Below are 22,706 nucleotides of genomic sequence, written 5' to 3' on the forward strand. Positions count from 1 at the left end.
CAGAGGAAGCACCGCACTGCACGAAGGGGAAGCCATGACAGCGACGACCGACGGAAGCACCGGAGCGGCCCCGCCCCGCGCAGCCTCGGCCAGCCATCCCATCGATACCCATGCCGCGACGCCACCGACGGCGGGTACCAAGGACGCCGCCACCCGGGCCATACAGCGCTCCACGGAGTTCCTGCTCTCCCGGCAGGACACCGAGGGCTGGTGGAAGGGCGACCTCCAGACCAATGTGACCATGGACGCCGAGGACCTCCTCCTGCGGCAGTTCCTCGGCATCAGGGACGAGCGGACGACGCACGCCGCCGCGCTCTTCATCCGCGGCGAGCAGCGCGAGGACGGCACCTGGGCCACCTTCTACGGCGGACCCGGAGAGCTCTCCACCACCATCGAGGCGTACGTCGCGCTGCGCCTGGCGGGCGACCGGCCCGACGATCCGCACATGGCCAGGGCCGCCGAGTGGATCAGGGACCGGGGCGGCATCGCGCAGAGCAGGGTCTTCACCCGCATCTGGCTCGCCCTCTTCGGCTGGTGGAGCTGGGACGACCTGCCCGAACTCCCGCCGGAACTCATCTACTTCCCCCCGTGGCTCCCGCTCAACATCTACGACTTCGGCTGCTGGGCGCGGCAGACCATCGTGCCGCTCACCGTCGTCTCCGCCAAGCGCCCGGTGCGCCCCGCGCCCTTCGCCCTGGACGAGCTGCACGTCGACGCGAGCGTCCCGTGCCCCGCCAGGCCCCTGGCCCCCGCGACGACCTGGGACGGCGTCTTCGAACGGCTCGACAAGGCGCTGCACGTCTACCGCAAGGTCGCACCGCGCCGGCTGCGCAAGGCGGCGATGAACAGCGCCGCCCGCTGGATCATCGAGCGGCAGGAGAACGACGGCTGCTGGGGCGGCATCCAGCCGCCCGCCGTCTACTCGGTCATCGCGCTGCACCTGCTCGGCTACGACCTCGGGCACCCGGTCCTGAAGGCCGGGCTCGCCTCGCTCGACCGGTTCGCCGTGTGGCGCGAGGACGGCGCCCGGATGATCGAGGCCTGCCAGTCGCCCGTGTGGGACACCTGCCTCGCCACGATCGCGCTCGCGGACGCCGGGCTGCCCGCCGACCACCCGCAGCTCGTCAGGGCGGCGGACTGGATGCTGGGCGAGGAGATCGTACGCCCCGGCGACTGGGCGGTCCGCAGGCCCGGACTGGCGCCCGGCGGCTGGGCGTTCGAGTTCCACAACGACAACTACCCCGACATCGACGACACCGCCGAGGTGGCGCTCGCGCTGCGCCGGGTGGCCCACCCCGACCAGGACCGGGTGGAGAACGCCATCCAGCGCGGGGCGCGCTGGACCCTCGGCATGCAGTCGAAGAACGGCGCCTGGGCCGCCTTCGACGCCGACAACACCAGCGCCTTCCCCAACCGGCTGCCGTTCTGCGACTTCGGCGAGGTCATCGACCCGCCGTCCGCCGACGTCACCGGGCACGTGGTGGAGATGCTCGCCGTCGAGGGCAGGTCCCACGACCCGCGCACCCGGCGGGGCATCGAGTGGCTGCTGGCCGAACAGGAGGACAACGGCGCCTGGTTCGGCCGCTGGGGCGTCAACTACCTCTACGGTACGGGCTCGGTCGTGCCCGCGCTGATCACGGCCGGGCTTCCCGCGTCGCACGCCGCGATCCGCCGCGCGGTGCGCTGGGTGGAGTCGGTGCAGAACGACGACGGCGGCTGGGGCGAGGACCTGCGCTCCTACCGCGAGCGCGGCTGGGTGGGGCACGGCACGTCGACCGCGTCGCAGACCGCGTGGGCGCTGCTCACGCTGCTCTCGGCGGGCGAGCGCGAGGCCAGGTCCGTGGAGCGCGGCATCGCCTGGCTCGCCGAGACGCAGCGCCCGGACGGCTCCTGGGACGAGCCGTACTTCACCGGCACCGGCTTCCCCTGGGACTTCTCCATCAACTATCACCTCTACCGCCAGGTGTTCCCGCTGACCGCCCTCGGCAGGTACGTCAACGGCGAACCCTTCCCGGCCGGCTCCGCGCACGCAGGCAAGGGGAGCTGATGGCGGACGCCCCGGCCCGCGGGGCGGGCACCGCACCGCTGCTGATCGCCTGCGCGCTCGGCATCGAGCGGTTCGCCCTGCGCACCGGCGACCGCGGCGGTGCCCCGGACACCATGACCGTGCTGCGCACCGGCATGGGCCCGGACAACGCCGAGCGCGCCGTCGGCGGGGCGCTCGGCACGGAGCCCCTGCGGGACGCGGCGGTGGTGGCCACCGGCTTCTGCGCGGGGCTCGCCCCCGGCATGCACCCCGGTGATCTCGTCGTCGCCGACCAGACCAGGGACGTGCACGGCGGCACGCCGTGCACGGGCACCGAACTGCTGGTCGAGGAGCTGGGCCGAGTCCTGCCCGGGCGGGCCGTGCACATCGGCCCGCTCATCGGCTCCGACCATGTCGTCCGCGGTCCCGAACGCGGTGAACTGCTCGCCGCCGGGGGCATCGCGGTGGACATGGAGTCCGCCGCGACGCTGCGATGCGCGATGCGTGCCGGGCGACGGCCCGTTGCCGCCGTCCGGGTGGTCGTGGATGCTCCACAGCACGAACTCGTCCGCATCGGCACGGTACGCGGTGGAATATCGGCTTTCCGCGTTCTCCGTGCCGTACTTCCCGCTTTCTTCGAATGGCACCGTATCTCTTAGCTCCCCCGGAGGTGAGCCAGATGGCCATGCCGCTGCGCCAGTCCATCAAGGTCGCTACGTATCTTGTCGAGCAGAAGCTTCGAAAGCGTGACAAGTTTCCACTGATCGTCGAGTTGGAGCCGCTTTTCGCGTGCAACCTCGCGTGTGAGGGATGCGGCAAGATCCAGCACCCGGCCGGGGTGCTCAAGCAGCGGATGCCGGTGGCCCAGGCCGTGGGCGCCGTCCTTGAGTCCGGTGCGCCGATGGTGTCCATCGCCGGCGGCGAGCCCCTGATGCACCCTCAGATCGACGAGATCGTGCGGCAGTTGGTGGCGAAGAAGAAGTACGTCTTCCTCTGCACCAACGCCATGCTGATGCGCAAGAAGATGGACAAGTTCACGCCCTCGCCGTACTTCGCGTTCGCCGTGCACATCGACGGCATGCGCGAGCGGCACGACGAGTCGGTCGCCAAGGAGGGGGTGTTCGACGAGGCGGTGGAGGCCATGAAGGAGGCCAAGCGACGGGGGTTCCGCGTCACCACCAACTCGACGTTCTTCAACACCGACACCCCGCAGACCATCATCGAGGTCCTCAACTACCTCAACGACGACCTCCAGGTCGACGAGATGATGCTGTCGCCCGCCTATGCCTACGAGAAGGCCCCCGACCAGGAGCACTTCCTGGGCGTCGAGCAGACCCGCGAGCTGTTCAAGAAGGCCTTCGCCGGCGGCAACCGCAGGCGCTGGCGGCTGAACCACTCGCCGCTCTTCCTGGACTTCCTGGAGGGCAAGGCGGACTTCCCGTGCACCGCGTGGGCGATCCCCAACTACTCCCTCTTCGGCTGGCAGCGCCCCTGCTATCTGATGAGCGACGGTTACGTCCCGACGTACCGCGAACTCATCGAGGAGACCGACTGGGACAAGTACGGCCGCGGCAAGGACCCGCGCTGCGCCAACTGCATGGCGCACTGCGGGTACGAACCGACCGCCGTCCTCGCCACGATGGGGTCCCTCAAGGAGTCCCTCCGCGCCGCCCGCGAGACGATCGCCGGAAACCGCGGGTGACGTCATGACTCCTGGAGAGCCCGTTTCCCTGGGCCTTCCCGAGCTGCCGGTCCGGCCCGTCTCGCAGCGCCGCGTCTCGCGGCGCATCGAGGTGGGGCCGGTGGCGGTGGGCGGGGATGCCCCGGTGTCGGTGCAGTCGATGACGACGACGCGGACGTCGGACATCGGTGCGACGTTGCAGCAGATCGCGGAGCTGACCGCCTCGGGCTGTCAGATCGTACGGGTGGCGTGTCCGACGCAGGACGACGCGGACGCGCTGGCCACGATCGCCCGGAAGTCGCAGATCCCGGTGATCGCGGACATTCACTTCCAGCCGAAGTACGTGTTCGCGGCGATCGACGCCGGGTGTGCGGCGGTGCGGGTGAACCCGGGCAACATCAAGCAGTTCGACGACAAGGTCAAGGAGATCGCCAAGGCGGCCTCGGCCGCGGGCACGCCGATCCGGATCGGCGTCAACGCCGGCTCCCTGGACGCGCGCCTCCTGAAGAAGTACGGCAAGGCGACCCCCGAGGCGCTGGTGGAATCCGCGCTGTGGGAGGCGTCGCTCTTCGAGGAGCACGGCTTCCGGGACATCAAGATCTCGGTCAAGCACAACGACCCGGTGGTGATGGTCAACGCCTACCGCCAACTGGCGGCGGCGTGCGACTACCCCCTGCACCTGGGCGTGACGGAGGCGGGCCCGGCGTTCCAGGGCACGATCAAGTCGGCGGTGGCGTTCGGCGCGCTGCTCAGTGAGGGCATCGGTGACACGATCCGCGTGTCGCTGTCGGCTCCTCCGGTGGAGGAGATCAAGGTCGGCATCCAGATCCTGGAGTCGCTGAACCTGCGCCGGCGCCGCCTGGAGATCGTCTCCTGCCCCTCATGTGGACGCGCCCAGGTGGATGTCTACAAGCTGGCCGAGGAGGTCACGGCGGGCCTTGAGGGCATGGAGGTCCCGCTGCGGGTCGCGGTGATGGGCTGCGTGGTGAACGGCCCGGGCGAGGCCCGTGAGGCGGACCTGGGTGTGGCCTCGGGCAACGGCAAGGGCCAGATCTTCGTGAAGGGCGAGGTCATCAAGACCGTGCCGGAGTCGAAGATCGTGGAGACGCTGATCGACGAGGCGATGAAGATCGCGGAGCAGATGGAGAAGGACGGGATTCCGTCGGGGGCGCCCGACGTCACCGTGCGCTGAGCGGCGTGGCGGCGTGTCCGCTGGGTCGCTGGGTCGCTGAGGAGCAGAGCGCCGAGGGGCGGAGCTGAGCAGCAGAGCTGGACAGAGCTGAGAACTGGCAGCCGAGAACTGGCAGCCGAGAACTGGCAGAGAGGGGGCCCGAGCATGACGATTCTCGACACCATCCGGGGGCCGCGCGATCTCAAGGCGCTGACCGAGGCCGAGCTCGACACACTGTCGGAGGAGGTCCGTGAGTTCCTGGTGCACGCCGTCGCGAGGACCGGCGGCCATCTCGGGCCCAACCTCGGGGTGGTGGAGCTCTCGATCGCCCTGCACCGGGTCTTCGAGTCACCCGTGGACCGCATCGTGTGGGACACCGGCCACCAGAGCTACGTGCACAAACTCCTGACCGGCCGGCAGGACTTCTCCAAGCTGCGCGGCAAGGGCGGCCTCTCGGGCTATCCCTCGCGCGAGGAGTCCGAGCACGACATCGTCGAGAACAGCCACGCCTCGACCGCGCTCGGCTGGGCGGACGGCCTCGCCAAGGCGCGCCAGGTCCTGGGCGAGCGGGGCCACGTGGTCGCCGTCATCGGGGACGGCGCGCTCACCGGCGGCATGGCCTGGGAAGCGCTGAACAACATCGCGGCCGCGAAGAACCGGCCGCTGATCATCGTCGTCAACGACAACGAACGCTCCTACGCCCCCACCATAGGCGGCCTCGCCGACCACCTCGCGACGCTGCGCACCACCGACAGCTACGAGCAGGTCCTGGCCTGGGGCAAGGACATCCTCCAACGCACCCCTCTCGTCGGGCAGACGCTCTACGAGTCCCTGCACGGAGCCAAGAAGGGCTTCAAGGACGCCTTCGCGCCGCAGGGCATGTTCGAGGACCTGGGGCTGAAGTACGTGGGGCCGATCGACGGCCACGACATGGGCGCCGTCGAGTCGGCGCTGCGGCGCGCGAAGCGCTTCCACGGCCCGGTCATCGTCCACTGCCTCACCGAGAAGGGCCGGGGCTATGAACCCGCGCTCGCGGACGAGGCCGACCGCTTCCACACCGTCGGCGTCATGGACCCGCTCACCTGCGAGCCGCTCGCCCCCGCCGGCGGGCCCTCCTGGACCTCGGTGTTCGGTGACGAGATCGTCCGCATCGGCGCCGAGCGCGAGGACGTCGTCGCCATCACGGCCGCCATGCGGGGCCCCGTCGGCCTCTCCAAGTTCGCCGAGGCCTACCCCGACCGGGTCTGGGACGTGGGCATCGCCGAGCAGCACGCCACGGTGTCCGCCGCCGGTCTTGCCACGGGCGGCCTCCACCCGGTCGTCGCGGTCTACGCGACCTTCCTCAACCGCGCCTTCGACCAAGTGCTGATGGACGTCGCGCTGCACCGGTGCGGGGTCACGTTCGTGCTCGACCGCGCCGGGGTCACCGGAGTGGACGGGGCCTCGCACAACGGCGTGTGGGACCTGTCGGTCCTCCAGGTCGTGCCCGGCCTGCGGATCGCCGCGCCGCGCGACGCCGACCAGCTCCGCGCCCAGCTCAGGGAGGCCGTCGCGGTGGACGACGCGCCCACCCTCATCCGCTTCCCCAAGGAGTCAGTGGGCCCCGCGATCCCCGCGGTCGACCGGCTCGGCGGCCTGGACGTACTGCTCCAGGACACCGATGCCGAGGTGCTGCTTGTGGCCGTCGGCGTGATGGCGCCGGTCTGCCTCCAGGCCGCCGAACTGCTGAGGGAACGCGGCCTTCGCTGCACCGTCGTCGACCCCCGCTGGGTCAAACCGGTCGACCCCGAACTCCCCGGGCTCGCGGCGCGCCACCGCGTCGTGGCCGTCGTGGAGGACAACAGCCGCTCCGCGGGCGTCGGCGCGGCGGTCGCGCTCGCGCTCGGCGATGCCGAAGTCGACGTACCGGTACGGCGGTTCGGCATCCCCGAGCAGTTCCTCGCGCACGCCAAGCGGGCCGAGGTCCTGGCGGACGTCGGCCTCACGCCGGTCGAGATCGCGGGCCGGATCAGCGCCACGCTGGTCCGCAAGGACGAGGCAGGGGCCGAAGCACAGGGCCCGGCCAAGGAGCACAGCGGCAAGGAGTGCGGCGTATGACCAAGGAGTTCGACCTCGGCAGGCTCCTCGCCGAGCGGGGCGCCGAACGGTACGAACTGCATGCGAAGCACCTCAACCACCAGCTTCCGCGCATGCTGCACACCATCGGCTTCGACAAGGTCTACGAGCGGGCCGAGGGCGCGTACTTCTGGGACACCGAAGGCAACGACTACCTCGACATGCTCGCCGGCTTCGGCGTGATGGGCCTCGGCAGGCACCACCCCGTCGTCCGCAAGGCGCTGCACGACGTCCTGGACGCCTCGCTCGCCGACCTCACCCGCTTCGACTGCCAGCCGCTGCCGGGACTGCTCGCCGAGCGGCTCCTCACCCACAGCCCGCACCTGGACCGGGTGTTCTTCGGCAACAGCGGCACGGAGGCCGTCGAGACCGCCCTGAAGTTCGCCCGGTACGCGACGGGGAGACCGAGGGTGCTCTACTGCTCCCACGCCTTCCACGGGCTGACCACCGGCTCGCTCTCCGTCAACGGCGAGAGCGGCTTCCGGGACGGCTTCGCACCGCTGCTGCCCGACACGGCCGTCCCGCTGGGCGACCTCGACGCGCTGGCGAACGAGCTGAAGAAGGGCGACGTGGCCGGGCTCATCGTCGAGCCCGTCCAGGGCAAGGGCGTCCTGGAGGCACCGCCCGGCTATCTGCGCGCCGCCCAGGAACTGCTGCACCGCCACAAGGCGCTGCTCATCGCCGACGAGGTGCAGACCGGCCTCGGCAGGACCGGCGAGTTCTACGCCTACCAGCACGAGGAGGGCGTCGAGCCGGACCTGGTCTGTGTCGCCAAGGCCCTGTCGGGCGGCTATGTGCCGGTCGGCGCCACGCTCGGCAAGGACTGGATCTTCAAGAAGGTCTACTCGTCCATGGACCGGGTGCTCGTGCACTCGGCGAGCTTCGGCTCCAACGCGCAGGCCATGGCGGCCGGCCTCGCGGTCCTCGCCGTCATGGAGGACGAGCGGATCGTGCGGAACGCCCGCGTGACGGGGGAGCTGCTGAGGTCCCGCCTCGCCGCGCTCGTCGACCGCTATGAGCTGCTCCACGAAGTGCGGGGCCGGGGCCTCATGATCGGCATCGAGTTCGGGCGCCCCCGGTCGCTCAAGCTGCGCGGGCGCTGGACGATGCTTCAGGCCGCGCGCAAGGGCCTCTTCGCGCAGATGGTGGTCGTGCCGCTGCTCCAGAAGCACCGCATCCTCACGCAGGTCTCCGGCGACCATCTGGAGGTCATCAAGCTGATCCCGCCGCTGACCGTGGGGGAGAAGGAGGTGGACCGCTTCGTCGAGGCGTTCACCGCCGTGATGGACGAGGCGCACAGCGGGGGCGGGCTGATGTGGGACTTCGGCAGGACGCTCGTGAAACAGGCGGTCGCGAACCGCTAGGCACCGCGTCTGCGCGGCGGAGAGTCTGCGCGCCGCCCGCCCCCGCCGGCGTTCTGTCTGAGTTTTGCCTCTAAGGCAATAAAGTTGCCCGAGAGGCAAGGCTCTGGCTCAATCAAGGCATGAGCACTGCCGAGCCCGTCGAGCCGCCGCAGGCGGCCGAGGCGCTGCCCGCCGTCGCGCCGCAACTGCGTGAGCTGCGGCGCCGTGCCTCGCTCACCCTGGAGGCCGCGGCCCGCACCGCCGGGCTCTCACCCGCCCATCTGTCCCGCCTGGAGACCGGGCAGCGCCAGCCGTCGCTGCCGATGCTGCTCGCGCTCGCACGTATCTACGGTACGACGGTCTCCGAGCTGCTCGGCGAGACCGTCGCCGACCAGGACTCCGTCATCCGCGCGGCGGACATGGAACCGAGCAGGGCCGGCGGCTGGACCTACTGGCAGGCGGGCGGCCGCAGTCGCTCCATGCAGGCCCTGCGCGTCCACGTGCCGCACGGCGCGCAGGGCGACATCGTCCGCGTCCACCCCGGCGAGGAGTGGCTGCATGTCCTGAAGGGGCGGCTGCGGCTGCGCCTGGGCGACGCCACGCACATCCTCGCGCCGGGGGACGGCGCGCACTTCGACTCGCTGACCCCGCACCGCATCGCCGCCGCCGACCAGGACGGCGCCGATCTCCTCTTCGTCCACACGCTGCTGCAGAGCCCCGCCACCGCGGTGTGCCTCGGCGGCCCCACTCCGGGAGAGCCGACATGAGTGACATGGAACCGCAGGGATCACCGAGGCCCGAGCCGCGGGTCAAGGACATGGAGGAGAAGTTCCCCCGTGCCCTCTGGGTCCGCCTGATCATCTACGTCGCCGTCGGCCACGTCTTCGCGGCCTTCGTCTACATGCTGTTCGAACTCGGGGCGCAGAACCAGTAGACCGGTGAAACCAGTAGACCGGTGGAACCAGTAGTCCGGTAGAACCAGCAGAACCAGTGGGGCCCGCGCCCTAGTCGAGCAGGCGCTCGCGGAGCCGCTCGCGGGTCGCGGGGGAGATCTTGAGGCCCTCGGCGAAGTAGGCGTCCGTGCCGCCCCAGGTCCGCTCGATCGTCTCGAACGCGGCGGCCAGGTACTCGGCGCGGGCGTCGAAGAGGGGGTTGAGCAGCTCCATGACCTCGGGGGACATCGCGTTCGGGGAGTCGCTCGAACGCCGCACCCGGTAGCGCCGGTGGGCCGCGTTCGACGCCAGGTAGTCCGCCTCGATGGCGTCGCGGTCCACCCCGACGGCCAGGAGCGTCACGGCTATGGAGAGGCCGGCGCGGTCCTTGCCCGCCGCGCAGTGCATCAGCGCGGGCACACTGTCCTCGGCGAGCGCGTGCAGCACCTGGCTGTGCTCGGCGGTGCGGTCCTTGATGATCGTCCGGTACGAGGCCGACATCCGCTCGGCGCCCTTGCCGTCGGACAGGATCGACCGAAGCTGGTCGAGGTCGCCGTCGCGGACCATCTTCCAGAACTCGGCGCCGTCGGCCGGGTCGCTCAGCGGCAGGTTCACGTTCCGCACGCCCGGCAGCGCGACGTCCGGTCCTTCGAGGCGCTGGTCGGCGGCGTTGCGGAAGTCGAAGACCGTGTGCAGGCCCAGCGAGGTCAGGAAGGCGGCGTCGGCCTCGGTGGCGTGCGCCAGATGACCGCTGCGGAACAGCCGGCCCGTGCGGACCCGGCGGCCGTCCACGGTCGGCAGCCCGCCCACATCGCGGAAGTTGCGCACCCCGGCAAGTTCGGGCTCTGTCGACGGGACCTGCTGCGTCACACGCTCTCCTCGGGCTCCGCGGCCGGCGTCGCTCGCCGGCAAATGCGTCTTCGACGATACGACATGGGTTCCCCGGGGGATCACCCCCGCACGGCGGTTGCCCGAGGCGCGGCCCGCCCCCGACGATGTGGGCATGCGTGTCTGTCTGTGCGGTCCGCGGCAGGGCTCGGTGGGGGACTGATGGTCGAGGTCGGCGAGGACGGACGCACCTGGCTGCTCTCCGGGCCCACCAGCAGCTACGCACTGCGGCTCACGGACCGCGACGAGCTGCTCCACCTCTACTGGGGCCCGCGTATCGCGCTCCCCGACGCCGAGGCCCTGGCCGCCGAGCCGCCGCCCCGGGAGCGAGGTTTCGAATCGACGCTCGACGGGCGCGAGGAGTACCCCGTGGAGGGCGGCCCCCGCTTCGTACGGCCCGCGCTGTCCGTCCGCGACGACACGGTGCGCGGGACGGAGTGGCGGTACACGTCCAGCGCGGTCGATGAGGACGAACTCCAGGTGCACTTCCGCGACACCCTGCACCAGCTCGGGATCAGCCTCACCTACCGGCTGCGCGGCGACGTCGTCGAACGGTTCGTCGTCCTCGTGCACGAGGGCGGCGTCCACGCGCCCGCCCTCGACCTCCTGCGCATGGACTCCGCGACCTGGACCCTGCCGACCCGCGACGCCTGGCACCTCTCCCAGCTCCACGGCCGCTGGGGCGCGGAGTCGAGGCCGGCGCGCTCCGGTCTCACGTACGGCGAGCAGGTCATCGGCAGCAGGCGCGGGCACACCGGGCACCAGCACCTGCCCTGGGTCGCGCTCGACGCCGAAGGGGCGGGCGAGGAACACGGCGAGGTGTTCAGCTGCGCGCTCGCCTGGTCGGGTTCCTGGCGCATCGCCGTGCACCGGCTGCCCGACGGGGCCGTGCAGATCACCGGAGGAGTGGGCCACGACGACTCGGGTGTCACTGTCCTCGAACCCGGTACCGCCATCGTCACACCCGTGTTCGCCGGGCTGTGGAGCGGCGGCGGTTTCGGCGGCGCGAGCCGCGCCTGGCACACCTACCAGCGCGAACACGTCATCCCCAATGCGGAGACGGTGCGGCCCGTCCTCTACAACTCCTGGGAGGCCGCCACCGGGTTCGACATCTCCGAGGAGCAGCAGCGGACCCTGGCGCACAAGGCGGCGGGGCTCGGCGTCGAGCTGTTCGTCGTCGACGACGCGTGGTTCGGCGGCCGCGTCGACGACCGGACGGGCCTCGGCGACTGGACGCCGAACCCCGACCGCTTCCCCGCGGGGCTCAAGCCGCTCGCCGACGAGGTGCACAGCCTCGGCATGCGCTTCGGGATCTGGGTGGAGCCCGAGATGGTCAACCCCGACAGCGACCTCTACCGCGCCCACCCCGACTGGGTGCGGCACCAACCAGGCCGTACGCGTACGGAGTTCCGCAACCAGCTCGTCCTCGACCTCTCCCGCGAGGACGTGCGCGCACACCTGTACCGGCAACTGCACCACCTGCTCGAAAGCGCCCCCGTCGACTACGTGAAGTGGGACTTCAACCGCAGTTTCACCGACGCGGGACGGCCCGGCGCGGACGACCCTTCGTGGGGCCATGTCCACCACCTGTACGGCCTGCTCGACCGACTGCGCGCCGTGCACCCCGCCGTGGCCTTCGAGTCCTGCTCGGGCGGCGGTGGCCGTGTCGACCTCGGCATCCTCTCCCGTACCGACCAGGTGTGGACCTCCGACAACACCGACCCGCTCGACCGGCTCGCCATCCAGCACGGCTTCAGCCAGCTCCACCCGGCGCGCGTGATGGCCGCCTGGGTCACCGACAGCCCCAACACCCAGCTCAACGGCCGCGTCAGCTCGCTGCGGTTCCGGTTCGTGAGCGCGATGGCCGGGGTGCTCGGCATCGGCGGCGACCTCACCCGGTGGAGCGAGAGCGAACTCGCCGAGGCCCGTGACTGGGTCGATCTCTACAAGGAGATCAGGCCCATCGTGCAGCTCGGCGACCTCTACCGGCTGCGCCCGCCGGAGGGTGGGCTCAGCGCCGTGCAGTACGTGCGCGGCGACGACTCCGTGGTTCTCGCCTGGCTGCCGTCCCAGGCGTACGGGGAGGAACAGGCGCCCGTACGGCTGCGCGGGCTCGACCCGCGGGCGTCGTACATCTGCTGGGACACGGGGGAGACCCACCGGGGAGCGGTGTTGCTGCACCGGGGGCTGCGGACCGGGTTGAGGGGCGATCTGGACGCGGCGGTGTTCCGGTTGCGGCGGCTGTGACCGGCGGGGTGACCGGCGGGTGTTTATTCCGGCTTTGGGTGAATCTTGACCGGTGGCTTATCTCACGCCCCGTCAACCCCTCCCTACGGTGGCGTAGGTCACTTAGCAAGGTGAAGTATGTGACTCCGTGAGCGCAGAGTCGACAACCTTCATCCACCCGCCCGTCCACAACAACGTCTTCACCTCCTACGCGGCCGTCGGCGACAGCTTCACCGAAGGAGTGGGTGACCCCGGCCCCGACGGCACGTTCGTCGGGTGGGCCGACCGCCTCGCGGTCCTGCTCGACGACCGGGTGCCCGAGCACACCTTCCGGTACGCCAACCTCGCCGTGCGCGGGAAGCTCCTCGACCAGATCGTCGAGGACCAGGTCCCCCGCGCCAAGGAGCTCTCACCCGACCTGGTGACCTTCTGCGCGGGCGGCAACGACATCATCCGCCCCGGCACCGACCCGGACGAGCTCGCCGAGCGCTTCGAGCGGGCCGTCGCCGACCTCACGTCGGCCGTCGGCACGGTCATGGTGACCACCGGCTTCGACACCCGCGGCGTCGCGGTCCTCAAGCATCTGCGCGGCAAGATCGCCACGTACAACATGCACGTCCGGGCGATCGCCGACCGCTACGGCTGCCCCGTGCTCGACCTGTGGTCCCTCAAGACCGTCCAGGACCGCCGCGCCTGGGACGGCGACCGGCTGCACCTCTCGGCGGAGGGGCACACGCGCGTGGCGCTGCGGGCCGGTCAGGTGCTCGGCCTGGAGGTGCCCGCCGACCCCGACCAGGTGTGGCCGCCGCTGCCGCCGCGCGGCACGCTGGATCTGCGGCGCGACGACGTCCACTGGGCGCGGGAGTACCTCGTGCCGTGGATCGGCCGGCGTATCCGCGGCGAGAGCTCCGGCGACCACGTGGCCGCCAAGCGCCCCGACCTGCTGCCCCTGTAGCCACGGGATCGCGTCGCGCGAAGCCACGGGCTCGCGTCACGCCGACGGAGACCGGGGAGCACGGGCTCGGACGACGTGGCGGCGCGGCCCGTGGACATAATGGGAAGGTCCATCCACCCCCTTCAGGAGGTCCCGTGTCCCGGTCCCTGATTCCCGGGCTCCGCTCACTGCGGACCCTCGCCTTCGGTGCGGATCCGGCGGGCGCGCGGCTGGCGCGGATCCGCCGGTCGCCGAACTTCTCCGTGGCCGAGGGGTCCTTCCAGAACCCCATGGGGGCGCGGACCAGGCCGTCCGGTTCCACCCTGGAGTTCGCGAAGATCTACTTCCGCAAGGAGGAGCGGGTCCGCCGCGGCCCCACGGGCACGATCCCCGTGCACTCCACGACGCTCGCCGACCTCGCCGAGCCGCCCGCCGACGGGCTGCGGATCACCTGGATGGGGCATTCGAGCGTGCTCGCCGAGATCGACGGCAGGCGCGTCCTCTTCGACCCGGTGTGGGGCGAGCGGTGCTCGCCGTTCTCCTTCGCGGGGCCCAAGCGCCTGCACCCCGCACCGGTACCCCTCGACGCGCTCGGCCCGGTCGACGTGGTGGTCATCTCGCACGACCACTACGACCACCTGGACCTGCCCACGATCAAGGCCCTGGTCGGCACGGGCACGGTCTTCGCGGTGCCGCTCGGCGTCGGCGCCCACCTGGAGCGCTGGGGCGTGCCCGCGGACCGGCTCCGCGAGCTGGACTGGAACGAGTCCGCTGAGGTGGCCGGGCTGACCCTGACGGCCACGCCCGCGCGCCACTTCTGCGGCCGCGGCCTGCGCAACCAGCAGCACACCCTCTGGGCGTCCTGGGTGGTCGCCGGGCCCGAGCACCGCGTGTTCCACAGCGGGGACACGGGGTACTTCTCCGGCTTCCGCGACATCGGCGCCGAGCACGGCCCCTTCGACGTCACCATGATCCAGATCGGCGCCTACTCGAAGTTCTGGCCCGACATCCACATGACGCCCGAGGAGGGCCTGCGGGCCCACCTGGACCTCCAGGGCGGGCAGCCGCACGGCGTGCTGCTCCCGATCCACTGGGCGACGTTCAACCTCGCGCCGCACCCGTGGTCGGAGCCGGGCGAGGGAACGCTCGCGGCGGCGCGCCGCGCGGGCGCCGAGATCGCGCTGCCCTGCCCCGGCCGGCCCTTCGAGCCCGGGTCGCGGACGGTGCCGGACGCGCCCTGGTGGCGCGGCGTCGCCGCCGTACCGCCCGGCGGCTGGACCGAGGTGCCCCCGGCGGGCGAGCCACGGGCCGCAGCCGTGGACAGCGGGGACGCGCAGGCCGGGGACGCGGCCGCCGGGGACGCGGAGGCCGCGCCGGTCGCCTGATGCGTGGCGGGGCGCCCGTAGCCCCGCCGACCGCTTGTACAGCGCTGTCCGCTCCTCCGGGAGCGGGCAGCGCTTTTCTGTTTCTGTCTCTGCTCTGTTTCTGTCTCCGGCTTCGGCTTCGGACCCCTGTGCGAGGCGTCATACCAGAGCGGGACGCTGCCCCGCTGTCTTTGCCAAGTGCCCACCGCACCGGCCGCCGTGCCGACTACCGTGTGTGGCCGTCGGGCGACGCAGGGATCACGGGGCGGGGATGGCCTCGCGGACCTGCCGGCCGGCACGGCGCTGCCGCGAACATGCCGCACCAGAGGAGTCGGGCCGCCCGCCGAACCCCCGTCGCAACGTACCGAGGACGCAGATGTCGCACCTACGCGCACCGGCCACCCGCGCAGACCGCCGTGAGGGTGGGCGGCACGGCAAACCCGGCAGCCGGACCGCCGCCGCACTCCCCGAGGCCCACATACGGCCTCAGCTCCTGCGGATCGCGGTGCTGCCCGCCGTGGCCGTGGGCCTCAGCGCCTGCGCGGCCGTGCTGTTCACGCTGCGCTCGGCGGGAACCGCCCCCGGACCCGTCCTGGTCGCCGTACTCGCCGCCGCGGCTCTCGTCGGGCTCAGCGGCATCGCGGTCGCCGCCGTGGCCGCCGACCGTGCCGCGAAGGCCGTACGGAACCGGGTCGGCGCACTGCGCCGTGCCACCGCGCAGAGCCAGAGCGAGCTGCGGGAAGTCGTCGAGAGGCTGCGCAGGGGCGAGCCGCCGCCCGCGCGCGGCACGCCGCCGAGGAACCGTACCGGCGGCGACGAGTTCGACCTGCTCGCCGACGAGCTGAGCCGCGCGCAGGACGTCGCGGTCACCGCCGTGGTGCAGGCCTCCCAGCTTTCGAGCCACGCGGGCAGCGAACAGAAGGTCGAGGTCTTCGTGAACCTCGCGCGGCGCCTTCAGTCGCTCGTGCACCGCGAGATCTCGCTGCTCGACGAGTTGGAGCACGACGTCGAGGACCCCGAGCTGCTCAAGGGCCTCTTCCACGTCGACCACCTCGCCACCCGCATCCGCAGGCACGCCGAGAACCTCGCCGTGCTCGGCGGCGCCGTATCGCGCCGCCAGTGGAGCCACCCCGTCCCGACGACCGAGGTGCTGCGCTCGGCCATCGCCGAGGTCGAGCAGTACTCCCGCGTCAAGCTGGTGCCGCCCATCGACGGCACCCTGCGCGGGCACGCCGTCGCCGACGTCATCCACCTGCTCGCCGAACTCGTCGAGAACGCCACGGTGTTCTCCGCCCCGCACACCCAGGTCCTGCTGCGCGCCGGCCTCGTGACGGCGGGCCTCGCCGTGGAGGTCGAGGACCGGGGGCTGGGCATGCCGCTCACCGAGCAGAACAAGATGAACCGCCTGCTCGCCGACCCAGACCAGGTGAACGTGGCGAGCCTGTTGCAGGACGGCCGCATCGGGCTCTTCGTGGTCTCCGCGCTGGCCCGCAGGCACGGCGTGGCCGTCCGGCTCCAGACCAACATCTACGGCGGCGTCCAGGCCGTGGTGATCGTGCCGCAGGAACTCCTCGGCGAGGAACAGGGCGCGACCCCGGCCAAGCGACGCCCGGCCACCGAGGCCACCGAGGCCACCGAGGCCGCCGAGGCGGCGGCGCTGGGGGCAGCCCCCGATGGCACCCCGGCCCCGCATGGCACCCCGGCCCCGAACGGCACCCCGGCCGCGCACTCTGCCGCCCCCGGCCCCGCCGGGCAGCCCCGCCAAGGCGTGGTGCCCGTACCGTTCCAGCCGCGGGGCGAGGCGCCCGCGCCCCTGCCCGTGCGCGGCGCCCGGCAGGAGCGGCCCACGCCCGCCGAAGCCGTGCCCGGCATCCGCCCCGAGGACCGGCAGGCGGCGGCCCAGCACGCGGGCATGCCCCCCACACCGCTGAACGGCGCCGTGCACGGGCGGGTCGGCAGGCCTCAACTGCCCAAGCGGCGTGCGCAGGAGCACATCGCGCCCCAGCTGCGCGACTCCCCGGTGCCGCGTCCCGACAGCGACGTCGCCGGCCACGACCCGGGCCTCATGGCCGCGTTCCAGCGCGGCATCGGTCTCGCCCAGGCGCAGGACGCGCGCGACCCCACCCGGCGGGAGTACGAGGCCGGCCTCCCGCCCGACGGGAACGGACAAGGCGGCTGACCGACCAGCACCTCACGCCCGATGCCCTGTCACCTCTGCCTCCACCCACCTCTGCCCCCGGCAGACCTCCGTACGTCCGTACCCCAAGGAGTCGATCCACCATGGCGAGCGATGCGCCGACCGGCGGCCATGTATCCGATCTCGACTGGCTGATGAGCGGCCTCGTGCAGCGTGTGCCGCACACCCACAGCGCCGTCCTGCTCTCCTCCGACGGTCTCGTGAAGTCGGTGCACGGCCTCGACACCGACAGCGCCGACCACATGGCCGCCCTCGCCTCGGGCCTCTACTCGCTCGGGCGCAGCGCGGGCATCCGCTTCGGCGACGGCGGCGACGTCCGGCAGGTCGTCGTGGAACTGGACTCCACGCTCCTGTTCGTCTCCACCGCGGGCTCCGGCACCTGCCTCGCCGTGCTGGCGGGCAGAGACGCCGACGCGGCCGTCCTCGGCTACGAGATGGCGATGCTGGTCAAGAGCGTGCGCCCGTACCTGATCACCGCGCCCCGGCAGCCGGTCGGCGAACCCGCGCCGATGAGGCACTGACCATGGCGGCCCCGCATGACGGGCCCTGGCTCGACGACGCGGCGGGACGCCTCGTCCGCCCCTACACCGTCAGCAACGGACGGACAAGACCGACCACCCAACTCGACCTGCTCTCCCAGGTCATGGCCACCGGGGCGACCCCCCTCGGCTACCTCGGACCAGAGCATTCCGCGGCCCTCGGCCAGTGCGAGGCACCCACCTCCGTCGCCGAGATCGCGGCCCAGCTGAAGCTGCCCGCGGTCGTCACCAAAGTGATCCTCAGCGATCTCCTCGACTGCGGGGCCCTCACCACGAAGGCCCCGGACTTCTACCACAACCCCACTGACCGTTCCCTGTTGGAGGCAGTGCTCGATGGATTACGACGACAGCTCTGACCCCTTCCCCACCGCGCTGAAGATCTTGGTCGCAGGGGGATTCGGGGTCGGCAAGACCACATTCGTGGGCGCGGTCAGCGAGATCGCCCCGCTGAGCACCGAGGAGCTGCTCACCACGGTCAGCGAAGGCACCGACGACCTGTCCGGTGTGGAGAACAAGACGACGACGACCGTCGCCATGGACTTCGGACGGATCACGCTCGACCCCGAACACGTGCTGTATCTCTTCGGCACCCCGGGCCAGGAACGGTTCTGGTTCATGTGGGACGAGCTCTCCGAAGGCGCGCTCGGCGCGGTGGTGCTCGCCGACACCCGCCGCCTGGAGGACTGCTTCGCCGCCGTGGACTTCTTCGAACAGCGCGGCATGGGCTTCATCGTCGCCATCAACGAATTCGACGGCGCCCACCGCTACGAACCCGAGGAGGTGCGCTCCGCGCTCGATCTGGACCCCCGGGTGCCGGTGGTGCGCTGCGACGCGCGGATCTCCAGCTCCGGCATCCAGACGCTCCTCACGCTCGTCAAACACCTTCTCGCCCACGCCCCGGCACCGAGCTACGGAGCCCATACGTGATGCACGACCCGACCGGGCGCCTGCTGCTCACCCCCGTCGACAAGGAGGCTCCCGCGCGCGTGCGCAGACTGCGGGAACTGGACATCGGGGAACGGACCGATCCCGCCCTCGACGCCTTCGCGGGCCGGCTCGCCGAGCTGACCGCGGCGCCGTACGCGATGGTCAACTTCATCGACGAGGAGCGGCAGTTCTTCGCGGGCCTGCACACCGCCGACGGGCGGCCGGCCGGCTCGCTGGGCCGCTACATGGCCCGCGACCACGGCTACTGCCCGCACGTGGTGGTGCGCCGCAAGGCCCTCGTCCTGGAGGACGTCCGCGACTTCCCGCGCTTCGCGGGCAACCCCGTGGTCGACGAGATCGGCATCCGCTCCTACCTCGGCGCGCCCCTCGTCGACCGTACGGGGCTGGCGCTCGGCACCGTCTGCGTCGTCGACGTCGAGCCGCGCCGCTGGGGCAGGGCGGGCCTCGACACCATCAAGACGATGGCCGCGGAGCTGGTCGGACAGATCCACCGGAGGGAGGACGGCGGGATCTGACCCCGGCCCGACGGCCGGGTCAGAACACCGGCACCGGACCGGTCGGCCTCGCCCACGTGCCCGTGCATCCCTAGGGCTTCCGGCACCTCGACATGGGCGGTCACCGCCGGATACACAAGGATCAAGCTCACGGCGACACCGGCACAAGCGAAGGAAGTTCCATGACCGACCTCCGTCTCGGCGTTCTCGGCTACGGACTGCGCGGCTCGCTCGCCCGCACCGCCCACCGGCCGGGAGCCGGCTCGCGCGTCACCGCGCTGGCCGAGCACGACGCCACCGCCCGCGCCGAGGCGGCGGTCGCCTTCCCCGGCGCGCTGATATCGAGCGACCACCGCAAGGTGGTGGAGGACCCGGACGTCGACGCGATCGTGGTCCTCACCCCCGACCACACCCACGCGGAACTGGCCCGCGAGGCGCTGCGCGAGGGCAAGCCCGTCTTCGTCGAGAAGCCCCTGGAAATCGGCATCGAGGCGTGCGACGAGATCCTGCGGACGGCGTACGAGACGGGCACGCGGCTGTACGTCGGGCACAACATGCGCCACATGCCCGTGGTCCGGCTGATGCGCGACATCATCGAGCGCGGCGAGATCGGCCGGGTCAAGACGGTGTGGGTGCGCCACTTCGTGGGCTACGGCGGCGACTGGTACTTCAAGGACTGGCACGCCGAGCGGCAGTACACCACCGGTCTGCTGCTGCAGAAGGCCGCCCACGACATCGACGTACTGCACTGGCTCGCGAACGGCTACGCACGGCACGTCCAGGCCCTGGGTGACCTGATGGTCTACGGGGACAACACGCACCGCCGCGCGCCGGGCGAGCCGAAGACCGACGACTGGTACACGGAGGACGGTCACTGGCCGCCGCACACCCAGCGCGGCCTCAACCCGGTCATCGACGTCGAGGACGTCTCCCTGGTCAACATGCGCCTGGACAACGGCGTCCTCGCCGCCTACCAGCAGTGCCACTTCACCCCCGACTACTGGCGCAACTACACCGTGATCGGCGACGCGGGCCGCCTGGAGAACTTCGGCGACGGGCCCGGCGCGGAGGTCAAGGTGTGGAACTCCCGCCGCTCCGGCTACCGGGGCGAGGCGGACGCCACGTACCCGGTGCCCGACGCCGAGGACGACGGCGGGCACGGCGGCGCCGACCCGCTGCTGATCGACGAGTTCGTCCGCTTCGCCCGCGAGGGAGGGCTCACCGACACCTCGCCCGTCGCGGCGCGCATGGCGGTCGCGGCCGGTGTGCGGGCGACGCAGTCGCTGCGGGACGGCGGCACGCCGCGCGAGGTGCCGGGGCTGGACCCCGCCCTGATCGCCTATTTCGAGGGTGGGCAGGTCCGCTGACCGGCAAGGTCTGAAGGAAAGCTGCGGCGGCGCTTAAGAAAGTCTCGATGGACCGGGGCGCCGCCGTAGGGAAGATTCCTGTGACGTCGGGGGAAGAAGCGACGTATGACAGGAGCCGTTGCGTTGAAGGCGCTGGTCAAGGAGAAAGCGGAACCGGGTCTCCGGCTGATGGACGTACCGGAGCCGGTCATCGGCCACGGGGACGTCCTCATCAAGGTGCTCCGCACCGGTATCTGCGGGACCGATCTGCACATCCGGGCCTGGGACGGCTGGGCGCAGCAGACGATCAGCGCGCCGCTGGTGGTCGGGCACGAGTTCGTCGGCGAGGTCGTCGAGGTGGGCCGTGACGTCGCCGACGTCTCGGCGGGCGACCGGGTCAGCGGCGAGGGCCACCTGGTCTGCGGCAAGTGCCGCAACTGCCTGGCCGGGCGGCGTCACCTGTGCCGCGCCACGGTCGGCCTCGGCGTCGGGCGTGACGGCGCCTTCGCCGAGTACGTCGCGCTGCCCGCGGCGAACGTGTGGGTGCACCGGAGCCCAGTGGACCTCGACGTGGCCGCGATCTTCGACCCGTTCGGCAACGCCGTGCACACCGCGCTGTCCTTCCCGCTGGTCGGCGAGGACGTGCTGATCACCGGGGCGGGCCCGATCGGCCTCATGGCGGCCGCCGTGGCGCGGCACGCCGGTGCCCGCAACGTCGTGGTCACCGACGTCAGCGAGGAGCGCCTCGAACTGGCCCGCAAGGTCGGCGTCAGCCTCGCCCTGAACGTGGCGGACTCGACGATCGCCGAAGGCCAGCGCACGCTGGGCCTGCGCGAGGGCTTCGACGTCGGCCTGGAGATGTCCGGCAACCCGCGCGCGATGCGCGACATGGTCGCCAACATGACCCACGGCGGCAAGATAGCCATGCTCGGTCTGCCGGCCGAGGAGTTCGCCGTCGACTGGGCCAGGATCGTCACCTCGATGATCACGATCAAGGGCATCTACGGCCGCGAGATGTTCGAGACCTGGTACGCGATGTCCGTCCTGCTCGAAGGCGGCCTCGACCTGGCCCCCGTGATCACGGGCCGTTACGGCCACCGCGACTTCGAGGCGGCCTTCGACGACGCGGCGAGCGGCCGCGGCGGCAAGGTCATCCTCGACTGGACCTCCTGACCCGCCACGGTCCCGCCACGGTCCCACCCCGGCTCGACCCTGGCTCACCCCGGCTCGACCCGGTCCGATTCCTGATCCCTAAGGATTCACGCATGTTCGACTCCATACGCGAAGACCTCCAGGCCACCCTCGACGAGATCCGCGCCGCGGGCCTGCACAAGCCCGAGCGCGTCATCGGCACCCCGCAGTCCGCCACGGTCGCCGTCACCTCCGGAGGCCGCCCCGGCGAGGTCCTCAACTTCTGCGCCAACAACTACCTCGGCCTGGCCGACCACCCCGAGGTCGTCGCCGCCGCCCACGACGCCCTGGACCGCTGGGGCTACGGCATGGCCTCCGTCCGCTTCATCTGCGGCACGCAGGAGGTGCACAAGGAGCTGGAGGCGCGGCTCTCCGCCTTCCTCGGCCAGGAGGACACGATCCTCTACTCCTCCTGCTTCGACGCCAACGGCGGTGTCTTCGAGACGCTGCTCGGCCCGGAGGACGCGGTGATCTCCGACGCGCTCAACCACGCGTCGATCATCGACGGCATCCGCCTGTGCAAGGCCCGCCGCTTCCGCTACGCCAACCGCGACCTCGCGGACCTGGAGCAGCAGCTCAAGGAGGCCTCCGACGGCGGCGCCCGCCGGAAGCTGATCGTCACCGACGGCGTCTTCTCCATGGACGGCTACGTCGCCCCGCTGGGCGAGATCTGCGACCTCGCCGACCGTTACGACGCCATGGTCATGGTCGACGACTCGCACGCCGTCGGCTTCGTCGGCCCCGGCGGCCGCGGCACCCCCGAGCTGCACGGCGTCATGGACCGCGTCGACATCATCACCGGTACGTTGGGCAAGGCGCTCGGCGGCGCCTCCGGCGGCTACGTCGCGGCCCGCGCCGAGATCGTCGCCCTGCTGCGCCAGCGCTCGCGCCCGTACCTCTTCTCCAACACGCTCGCCCCGGTGATCGCCGCGGCCTCGCTGAAGGTCCTGGACCTCCTGGAGTCGGCGGGCGACCTGCGTGAGCGGCTCGCCGCGAACACCGCGCTGTTCCGCTCGCGGATGACCGAGGAGGGCTTCGACATCCTCCCCGGCGACCACGCCATCGCCCCCGTCATGATCGGCGACGCGTCCGTCGCGGGCCGCATGGCCGAGCTTCTCCTGGAGCGCGGCGTCTACGTGATCGGCTTCTCGTACCCCGTGGTGCCGCAGGGCGCGGCCCGCATCCGCGTGCAGCTCTCGGCCGCGCACTCCACGGAGGACGTGAACCGGGCCGTCGACGCGTTCGTCGCGGCGCGCGCCGAGCTGGTCTGAGGCGCCGAGGCCCTGAGGCCCTGCATCTCTGAGGGGCGCG

At 71.5% G+C, this 22,706-nt stretch carries 20 protein-coding genes; 19 read left to right on the top strand and 1 reads right to left on the bottom strand.

The window, feature by feature from the left end; all coding sequences use genetic code 11:
- The first annotated feature begins 34 nt into the window (after window positions 1-34).
- From shc to ACRAKF_RS33495, 8 genes are all read left to right on the top strand, one after another.
- Window positions 35-2,047: a squalene--hopene cyclase gene (shc, locus tag ACRAKF_RS33460; RefSeq protein WP_447041638.1), complete on the top strand. Its 2,013-nt coding sequence runs from the start codon at window positions 35-37 to the stop codon at window positions 2,045-2,047.
- Window positions 2,047-2,685 (top strand): phosphorylase family protein, encoded by a 639-nt coding sequence (locus tag ACRAKF_RS33465; protein WP_447041640.1) that lies wholly within the window; start codon window positions 2,047-2,049, stop codon window positions 2,683-2,685. The genes shc and ACRAKF_RS33465 overlap by 1 nt, the downstream gene beginning before the upstream one ends.
- Before the next feature lie 20 nt (window positions 2,686-2,705).
- A complete protein-coding gene (gene hpnH, locus ACRAKF_RS33470) occupies window positions 2,706-3,728 on the top strand; it encodes an adenosyl-hopene transferase HpnH (protein WP_447041641.1) in 1,023 nt (340 codons plus the stop codon).
- A gap of 4 nt (window positions 3,729-3,732) precedes the next feature.
- Window positions 3,733-4,899 carry a flavodoxin-dependent (E)-4-hydroxy-3-methylbut-2-enyl-diphosphate synthase gene (gene ispG / locus ACRAKF_RS33475; protein ID WP_447041642.1) on the top strand — a complete coding sequence of 389 codons (1,167 nt, stop codon included), beginning with the start codon at window positions 3,733-3,735 and terminating at the stop codon, window positions 4,897-4,899.
- 144 nt (window positions 4,900-5,043) lie between these two features.
- Window positions 5,044-6,975: a 1-deoxy-D-xylulose-5-phosphate synthase gene (gene dxs / locus ACRAKF_RS33480; protein WP_447041643.1), complete on the top strand. Its 1,932-nt coding sequence runs from the start codon at window positions 5,044-5,046 to the stop codon at window positions 6,973-6,975.
- Entirely contained in the window at window positions 6,972-8,357 is a 1,386-nt protein-coding gene (locus ACRAKF_RS33485; RefSeq protein WP_447041645.1) for an aspartate aminotransferase family protein, read from the top strand. The genes dxs and ACRAKF_RS33485 overlap by 4 nt, the downstream gene beginning before the upstream one ends.
- Before the next feature lie 119 nt (window positions 8,358-8,476).
- The gene (locus tag ACRAKF_RS33490; protein WP_447041647.1) at window positions 8,477-9,103 is read left to right on the top strand and encodes a helix-turn-helix domain-containing protein; all 627 of its coding nucleotides are present in this window, start codon (window positions 8,477-8,479) and stop codon (window positions 9,101-9,103) included.
- A 50-nt stretch (window positions 9,104-9,153) separates the two neighbouring features.
- A complete protein-coding gene (locus ACRAKF_RS33495) occupies window positions 9,154-9,270 on the top strand; it encodes a DUF6126 family protein (protein WP_447042294.1) in 117 nt (38 codons plus the stop codon).
- A gap of 70 nt (window positions 9,271-9,340) precedes the next feature.
- Here the strand turns inward: ACRAKF_RS33495 and ACRAKF_RS33500 are convergent, their stop codons facing one another.
- A complete protein-coding gene (locus ACRAKF_RS33500) occupies window positions 9,341-10,138 on the bottom strand; it encodes a tyrosine-protein phosphatase (RefSeq protein ID WP_447041649.1) in 798 nt (265 codons plus the stop codon).
- Window positions 10,139-10,318: 180 nt separating this feature from the next.
- Between ACRAKF_RS33500 and ACRAKF_RS33505 the strand changes: the two genes are divergently transcribed.
- From ACRAKF_RS33505 to ACRAKF_RS33555, 11 genes are all read left to right on the top strand, one after another.
- Window positions 10,319-12,403: an alpha-galactosidase gene (locus tag ACRAKF_RS33505; RefSeq protein ID WP_447041650.1), complete on the top strand. Its 2,085-nt coding sequence runs from the start codon at window positions 10,319-10,321 to the stop codon at window positions 12,401-12,403.
- Window positions 12,404-12,530: 127 nt separating this feature from the next.
- Window positions 12,531-13,337: an SGNH/GDSL hydrolase family protein gene (locus ACRAKF_RS33510; protein ID WP_447041652.1), complete on the top strand. Its 807-nt coding sequence runs from the start codon at window positions 12,531-12,533 to the stop codon at window positions 13,335-13,337.
- 134 nt (window positions 13,338-13,471) lie between these two features.
- Window positions 13,472-14,701, top strand: a complete 1,230-nt coding sequence (locus ACRAKF_RS33515; protein ID WP_447041654.1) for an MBL fold metallo-hydrolase — start codon at window positions 13,472-13,474, stop codon at window positions 14,699-14,701.
- A 355-nt stretch (window positions 14,702-15,056) separates the two neighbouring features.
- Window positions 15,057-16,859 carry an ATP-binding protein gene (locus ACRAKF_RS33520; protein ID WP_447041655.1) on the top strand — a complete coding sequence of 601 codons (1,803 nt, stop codon included), beginning with the start codon at window positions 15,057-15,059 and terminating at the stop codon, window positions 16,857-16,859.
- Between the two features lie 101 nt (window positions 16,860-16,960).
- Window positions 16,961-17,398 carry a roadblock/LC7 domain-containing protein gene (locus tag ACRAKF_RS33525; RefSeq protein ID WP_447041656.1) on the top strand — a complete coding sequence of 146 codons (438 nt, stop codon included), beginning with the start codon at window positions 16,961-16,963 and terminating at the stop codon, window positions 17,396-17,398.
- Window positions 17,399-17,400: 2 nt separating this feature from the next.
- Window positions 17,401-17,772 carry a DUF742 domain-containing protein gene (locus ACRAKF_RS33530; protein WP_447041658.1) on the top strand — a complete coding sequence of 124 codons (372 nt, stop codon included), beginning with the start codon at window positions 17,401-17,403 and terminating at the stop codon, window positions 17,770-17,772.
- Window positions 17,750-18,343, top strand: coding sequence for a GTP-binding protein (locus ACRAKF_RS33535; protein WP_447041659.1), 594 nt, complete (start codon window positions 17,750-17,752; stop codon window positions 18,341-18,343). The genes ACRAKF_RS33530 and ACRAKF_RS33535 overlap by 23 nt, the downstream gene beginning before the upstream one ends.
- Window positions 18,340-18,879 (top strand): GAF domain-containing protein, encoded by a 540-nt coding sequence (locus ACRAKF_RS33540; RefSeq protein ID WP_447041661.1) that lies wholly within the window; start codon window positions 18,340-18,342, stop codon window positions 18,877-18,879. The genes ACRAKF_RS33535 and ACRAKF_RS33540 overlap by 4 nt, the downstream gene beginning before the upstream one ends.
- A 161-nt stretch (window positions 18,880-19,040) precedes the next feature.
- Window positions 19,041-20,225, top strand: coding sequence for a Gfo/Idh/MocA family protein (locus tag ACRAKF_RS33545; RefSeq protein WP_447041662.1), 1,185 nt, complete (start codon window positions 19,041-19,043; stop codon window positions 20,223-20,225).
- Window positions 20,226-20,348: 123 nt separating this feature from the next.
- On the top strand, window positions 20,349-21,377 hold the full coding sequence (gene tdh / locus ACRAKF_RS33550) for an L-threonine 3-dehydrogenase (RefSeq protein ID WP_447042295.1): 1,029 nt from the start codon (window positions 20,349-20,351) through the stop codon (window positions 21,375-21,377).
- Window positions 21,378-21,469: 92 nt separating this feature from the next.
- Entirely contained in the window at window positions 21,470-22,666 is a 1,197-nt protein-coding gene (locus ACRAKF_RS33555) for a glycine C-acetyltransferase (protein WP_447041664.1), read from the top strand.
- Window positions 22,667-22,706: the final 40 nt, after the last annotated feature.

This window comes from Streptomyces sp. DSM 118878 (assembly GCF_052936595.1).